Raw genomic sequence first — 1,212 nt, forward strand, 5'->3', positions numbered from 1 at the left:
AAGTCTTTTAAATATTTATCCATTACTATTTTTTTGGCTTTAGGTAAATTGCCTTTTTCCTAATTACCCACTCTTTTCGTGGGAGAACCAAATTTAATTCTGATATATCCTGTTTACATACATAATTAAATTTTTTTCTTAATTTTTCCAATATAATCATCCCCTTGTCCACATAGAAGTTTTAAAAAATCATAATTAGATAAAAAATTCATATCTTGTATATATATTATACCATATAAAATATATATGTCAACATTAAATTATTTTGTAACATTTAATTTTATAGCTTTAATAATTAAAAAGTGTGGTTTTTTATTCAATTTAATATAATTTTTTTTATCTTGTTTTTTAAATTCGATTGTAGGTTTTGGTTCTATAATATTTTCTATTAGAAAACTATTTTTGTTTAAAGCAGAAAATATATCATTAAAAGATCTATGATAAAAATATACTGGTACTTTGTTTATTCTATCTTCTAATAATATTTCTTCAAAATAATTATCTAAACTAAAGTATAAATAAGTCATCATTGGATGATTAATTGAAAATATTAGTTTTCCATTGGCTTTTAATATTCTACTGAATTCACTTAATGTAAAATTCAAATCTTTCACATAATGTAATGTTAAAGAGGATATTATCATATCAAAATATTTATCTCCAAAAGGTAATTTTTTATTTAAATTCACATTTAATATCTTTGCTTTGTTACCAACACGTCTTTTTGCTGATTCAACCATATTATCAGAAAAATCTATTCCTGTAACTTCTTTAACATTATTTTTTAAAAGCCATTTTATGTAAAAACCTGCACCACACCCCGCATCTAATACTTTCAAATTTTGAACATTTCCTATAGTTTTTAACATTGCAGGTCTTTCATAATAAGCATTGAAACTTTTTGTATCAACATCGTTTTCGTAATGTTTTGATAATTTATCATACGATTTTTTCAATTTATCATCCATTTTTATACCACACCTTTTTATTTTACTGTTCTAAAATTCTATCAATTGTACCATCTGGCAACATCCAAAAATAAATTATTACTCAAAAATTATACACTAAAAAATATAAAAAATAAAAACAATATAATTTTTAATCCTTAAATATTAATAAAAAATGGCTCTTTCCAAAGAAAGTTGACAAAGGAATGATAAAAATGTTAAAATAAAAGAAAAAGCGAAAGGGAAGAGCTAAATGAAAGAAATA

General features: G+C 22.2%; 1 protein-coding gene. It reads right to left on the minus strand.

All coding sequences use genetic code 11. The features are described from left to right. Positions 1-260: 260 nt before the first annotated feature. Positions 261-968, minus strand: coding sequence for a class I SAM-dependent methyltransferase (locus BUA62_RS11250; protein ID WP_072866122.1), 708 nt, complete (start codon positions 966-968; stop codon positions 261-263). Between the last annotated feature and the right edge of the window lie 244 nt (positions 969-1,212).

The organism is Marinitoga hydrogenitolerans DSM 16785, from assembly GCF_900129175.1.
GTDB lineage: Bacteria > Thermotogota > Thermotogae > Petrotogales > Petrotogaceae > Marinitoga > Marinitoga hydrogenitolerans.

Coding starts and splice junctions, on each gene's coding strand:
- BUA62_RS11250 (WP_072866122.1), bottom strand. CDS start 968: ATGGATGATAAATTGAAAAAATCGTATGATAAATTATCAAAACATTAC.